The following is a 5,030-nucleotide window of genomic DNA, read 5'->3' on the forward strand; positions in this document are numbered from 1 at the left end:
CCGCAGCCATCTGCTCAATGTGTTCAGTCCGCATGCGCGTCGCCCAGATGCTCTGATGCGCATCACGCAGCGTGGTGTCAATGATCTTGATCTCGCGCCGGCTCCCGGCTGGTCGCCCGCCCACGCTCATTACCGACGCGATTGTTTCAGTTGCGTCCATCAACTCTGACCTCATTCCTTGGCGTCACCCGGGCCACCGCCTGTGGTGAAATCGTATTCACGTTTCATGAAATCGTACTCACGGCGTTTCGTCAACCCCTGAAGTGATTCTTGACACGACACGTCGAGACGATAAAACTTGGTACGACGTTCACGGCACTGACGGGCCAAGAGGCCTGGGTAGCGTGGGCGGTCGCCGCTAATGCCCAGCCTCAAAACTCGATCAGCCGTTACTGCCCTGCATGCGAGCTGTCGACCCGGCCCGTGCAGTTTTGCGGAATGACCGGCCGGCCTGCCCGAGGTTGTGAGCGATCGGTTCCGAAGTACAACGCTTCCTCTTCAGAGGGATGCGTCCAGCCGTCCTGTGCACGTGGATGCGGGGAGGCGGGGCGAACTTCATGACGGATAGACAGGAGAGCGAAGTCAACCCGGGCACGGAGATCCGGGCTGATGTGTCAATACTTCGGGCATCATGACGTTTTTGTTAGCCAATTCGCAGCACGGATATGAATACGTAGTCAGAGCGTTTTGGCAGTGGACGCTTCACGCTATGTGTTCGACCTGAATTAGAAGGGTAATTTGATGGTTCAATCAGTAGATGCGAGAGAGCCTGTTGTAGGCGAGGATTCAATATCCCGCCGGCAGCGTCGGAGATCCCTTCGTGCCAGTACGATCGGCCAGCTGTTGGAATGGTACGAGTGGAGTTCTTACGCCGTATTCGCTCCATTCATCGCGGCCGCGATGTTCAACCAGTCAGATCCCGCCTCGGCTCTTCTTTCAACGTTGGCAGTATTTGCGGTTGGTTTTCTCATGCGCCCGCTGGGCGGCGTTGTATTCGGAGCGCTCTCGGACCGTAAGGGAAGAAAGAAGGTCATGATCACCACGATGGTCATGATGGCCCTGGCCTCCGTGGCAATTGGGCTCATGCCGTCGTATGAGTCCATCGGTCTCGGTGCGTCTATTGGGCTGCTTCTGATCCGGATGATTCAGGGCTTCGCTCATGGTGGCGAGTCGGCGACGGCGAACAGCTATATTCCCGAGATTGCCCCCCGGCAGAAGCGCGGGCAATGGGGAAGCCTCGTATTCGTCGCAATCTTCGGTGGTTCGGTCATTGCGTATGTATTGGGAGGCGTCATTTCCCTGGTTCTTGCGGAATCGCAAGTGGCCGAGTGGGGATGGCGAATCCCGTTCATCTTGGGTGCTTTTGGTGCGGTGTTTGCTCTCTACCTTCGGCGGGGGATGCACGAATCTGAGGTCTTCGATGAGAAGAATGACGAGGTCGCGGTGAAGCCTGTAGCGATTTCCACTCCGGTGGAAAGTGGAGTTGCGGGCCAAGGTGTCGGGGGGCGGAATCCGCGTCCCCGGTGGGTTTCAATCCTCTTGATCATCGGAATGGTGTCGGGTGTGACAGCGGCCCACTACACCTGGTCGTCTTATGTTTCGACGTATGCCATCACGCAGCAAGGAATGTCCATTCAGGGGGCGTATTGGGTGACGGTCGTCGCGCAGGTTATAGGTTTGGTGGCGCTACCGCTCTGGGGCCGGCTCTCTGACCGTATCGGACGCAAGCCAGTCATCTATTTCTTCGCGATCGCGATGGGTGTGCTTCAGATTCCCCTCATGGCAATGATCACTGAGGAGCCGTGGACTCTGCTGGTTGCTTCGACAATTGCTCTGGTGATCGTGGCTGCTTCGGGTTCGCTGCTGTCCTCGATCATGTCGGAAGTCTTCCCGACGTCGCAGCGCACCCAAAGCATCGGCCTCGCCTACTCGGTGTCCGTGGCTGGTTTTGGCGGCACCGCACCCTACGTGTACCAGTTGTTCGTGTCGATCGATCTGGCATGGCTGTCCGGGGCCTTGGTCGTCGTTCTGTGCCTCCTGACCCTGGTTGCAATGAAGTTGCTGCCGGAAACCAAGGGAGTGGATCTGAGGGCCGTGTAGTTCGACCCGTCTGAAGTCCTGTCAGACGCCTTGCCGCCGTCATGCACCTGTTCCAATCCCGCAGGCGAGTGACGGCGGCGGGTGTCTGGCCAGGTTTGACCGCTCCGCGTGCCGTCTGATGCAGGCAATGACGGTTTGGACTTCGGGCTGACACCACTGCAGGGCTAAGCGGATGTAGAAAAGCGGACGTGGGGATACGAGCTAGAACATTCTCCCGTCCCATGGGTCGCGATTAACACGCGTTCTGCGACTTGCCGGCGGGGCCTGTTTGCCCTGGCCTTCCACATTTCGAAGTCAGCATTAAACGATTAAACGAAGGTATATCACTTATGACCACGACATCCCGCACTCCCGTCCTGGAGCTCTTCCGATTAGATGGAAAGGCAGCGCTGGTGACTGGGGCTTCAGGCGGTCTTGGGCGTTCCATGGCTCTCGCACTTGCGGAGGCCGGGGCCGATATCCTGGCGGTTGGGCTCGGTGACCTCGATCAGGTAGCTGAGGAGGTACGTGACCGCGGGGTTAACTGCTCCACTTATGTAACTGATCTCAGTGCCCTAACACAGGACACCGCAGCACATCTAATCTCGTGGGCTCGAGACGCGTTCCCACAGCCGACCATCTTGGTCAACAATGCAGGGATTATTCGGAGAGGCCCAGCCATCGAGTCGGCACAATCAGATTGGTTAGCAGTTCTCGATGTGAACCTTACTGCTCCTTTCCTTCTCAGCCAAGCTTTTGCTCGTGGTGTTCTCGCGGCTGGTGATGCCCCTGCCAGCATCATCAACATCGCCTCGATCAACTCGTTCCAGGGCGGCGTGGAAGTTCCTGCTTATGCGGCTTCCAAGCATGGATTGCTTGGCCTCACTCGAGCGCTGGCCAATGAATGGACTCCGCATGGCATCAGGGTTAATGCCATCGCCCCGGGGTACATGGAAACCGACTTCACCCTTGCTCACAGGGAGAACGCTGAGCGGGCGGAAAGCATGTTGCGCCGTATTCCCGCCAACAGTTGGGGACGCCCACAGGATCTTTCAGGAGCAGTCGTGTTCCTTGCGTCAAACGCAGCTGCCTATGTCAGTGGCGCTGCCCTCACTATCGATGGTGGGTGGCTGTCTCGATAGTTGAGTGCCAACTCCGAAAGAGGGGTTGCTGTCATGACGAAACTCGGGAAATGAAAGCCGGGATGTGAGACCTATGGAGAACAACTACTTACGTTTCCTGCAGACGCTCGTACAACTCGAGACGGAATCTGGAAATCTGGACGCCCAGCACCATCTCCAAAGCCTCTGCATCGACTTTGTGGAGCAGCACACCTCTGATGTCACCATCAGTCGCGGGAACAACTATCCCTGGACGTTGCTCACCACCGGCAGCGGGTCGGCCCCGGTGATGTTCGTCTGTCATACCGACACCGTGCCAGCCGGTAACGCCGGCACTTGGTCCTCTCACCCGTTTGACGGTGCTATCGATTTCGAACGAGGGACACTCCACGGCAGGGGGAGCGTTGACATGAAAGGTGGCCTGGTCGCAGCACTGGTTACCTTGATTCGCGCGAACGTCGCCGGAGCTGACGTAGCTGTCCTCTTGACGGCGGATGAGGAAATCGGCAGTAAAGGAGCTGTTGTCGCAGCTGAGGAGCTGGCCCAATTAGACCCCGCGCTGATCATTGTTCCTGAGGCCACCGACAACCAGGTTTCGCTTGGTCACCGTGGGGCTCTTTGGGTGAGGGCCGAAGCCCAGGGTGTAGCCGCCCACGGTTCTCGACCACATGCCGGCATCAACGCCATCAAGACTCTCGTGAGGGGAGTAGTCGACAACCTCGATGCCTTTCCTGCGGCCTCCGATGAGTACTTGGGTAGAGAAACGGTCAACCTCGGTTACCTTTCCGGGGGGAGCGTGCCCAATATCGTTCCAGACCATGCAGAGCTATCCCTGGATTTCCGCACGGTAGGTGATCCCCAACGAATTCTCGACTGGCTCCGCGGCCTCCAGGGTGACCTTCGAATCACAGAGCTAATCAATCTGGCTCCCGTCCGCGCCGGGCAGCCCCCGACGGTATTGCGGGACTACTCGCCAGCACCCGCAGTCCCCTACTTCACCGACGGTTCGGTTCTCCAAGACCGGTTCCCCGATGCCCCCATCGTGATCTGGGGTCCAGGAGATCCTGCCATGATGCACGCCATCGACGAGACACTTGATCTGTCCTCTCTCGACACTGCGATTGAACATTTTTGGCGGGTTCTAAGGTAAGCGACGGCTGCCCGGAAGACCTCCTTCGTATCATCCAGATGGCCAACCTCGGCAACGGCCTGAACCATCGTGGGGCTGCTGACCAGGCCCGGATCCAACCGGTGCAGCGCTGCCTGTGCCAGGTCGATGCCTCGCAGATACGAATCTTCTCTGGATTTCATCATGGTTTCCCTCCTAGGCCGGTTCCTACGGATTGCCGGCCGGCGCGATCCCCTGCCGCCGGCCATTCCCCTACTGCCCCGGCCAGCGGGCCAAGATGGAGGCCCTAAGGTTCATCACGAGACGCGAGGGCCGCGGAGGCGGCCGGCGGATCGTCTCCGCGCTCGCCGTCGGTGGTTTTGAGCAGGTCGTGGGCGATGGCGTATTGGGTGGTGGCCATGGCGGCGAAGTGAGCGTTGGCGGCCATCATGTGCCGGATGGAGGCTGTCGATGCGGGGCCGGGGGTGGTATGTCCCGGTGCGAGGTGGCGGTAGGCGGGGGAGGAGGCGGCCCAGGCGGCCCAGGCGGCCACGGTGTCCGGGTCGATGTCTATGGCGGCTTCGGTTGTTCTGGTCCAGCGGATCCGCTGCCGCATGGGCCATCTCCTCCTTTCCTCTGCCGGTGCGGCGGGGCTATTCGGTGCGCTGGTACTCCTGTATGGAGGGGTAGCTGGCCTTCAGCGGGAAGCCGTTGTCGCTGGT

4 protein-coding genes are annotated in these 5,030 nt (G+C 59.3%); 3 read left to right on the forward strand and 1 reads right to left on the reverse strand.

What is annotated here, in order from left to right; all coding sequences use genetic code 11:
- The first annotated feature begins 741 nt into the window (after positions 1-741).
- The 3 genes from AC5RW2_RS40355 (at position 742) to AC5RW2_RS40365 (ending at position 4,350) form a co-directional block, all read left to right on the forward strand.
- Positions 742-2,100, forward strand: a complete 1,359-nt coding sequence (locus AC5RW2_RS40355; RefSeq protein ID WP_493986609.1) for an MFS transporter — start codon at positions 742-744, stop codon at positions 2,098-2,100.
- Between the two features lie 329 nt (positions 2,101-2,429).
- Positions 2,430-3,221 carry an SDR family oxidoreductase gene (locus AC5RW2_RS40360; protein WP_493986610.1) on the forward strand — a complete coding sequence of 264 codons (792 nt, stop codon included), beginning with the start codon at positions 2,430-2,432 and terminating at the stop codon, positions 3,219-3,221.
- A gap of 73 nt (positions 3,222-3,294) precedes the next feature.
- A complete protein-coding gene (locus AC5RW2_RS40365; RefSeq protein ID WP_493986611.1) occupies positions 3,295-4,350 on the forward strand; it encodes a M20 family metallopeptidase in 1,056 nt (351 codons plus the stop codon).
- 265 nt (positions 4,351-4,615) lie between these two features.
- On the opposite strand, the gene AC5RW2_RS40370 is transcribed toward AC5RW2_RS40365, so the two are convergent.
- Positions 4,616-4,924, reverse strand: a complete 309-nt coding sequence (locus AC5RW2_RS40370; protein WP_493986612.1) for a hypothetical protein — start codon at positions 4,922-4,924, stop codon at positions 4,616-4,618.
- Positions 4,925-5,030: the final 106 nt, after the last annotated feature.

Source organism: Arthrobacter sp. B0316-1-20, assembly GCF_059091865.1.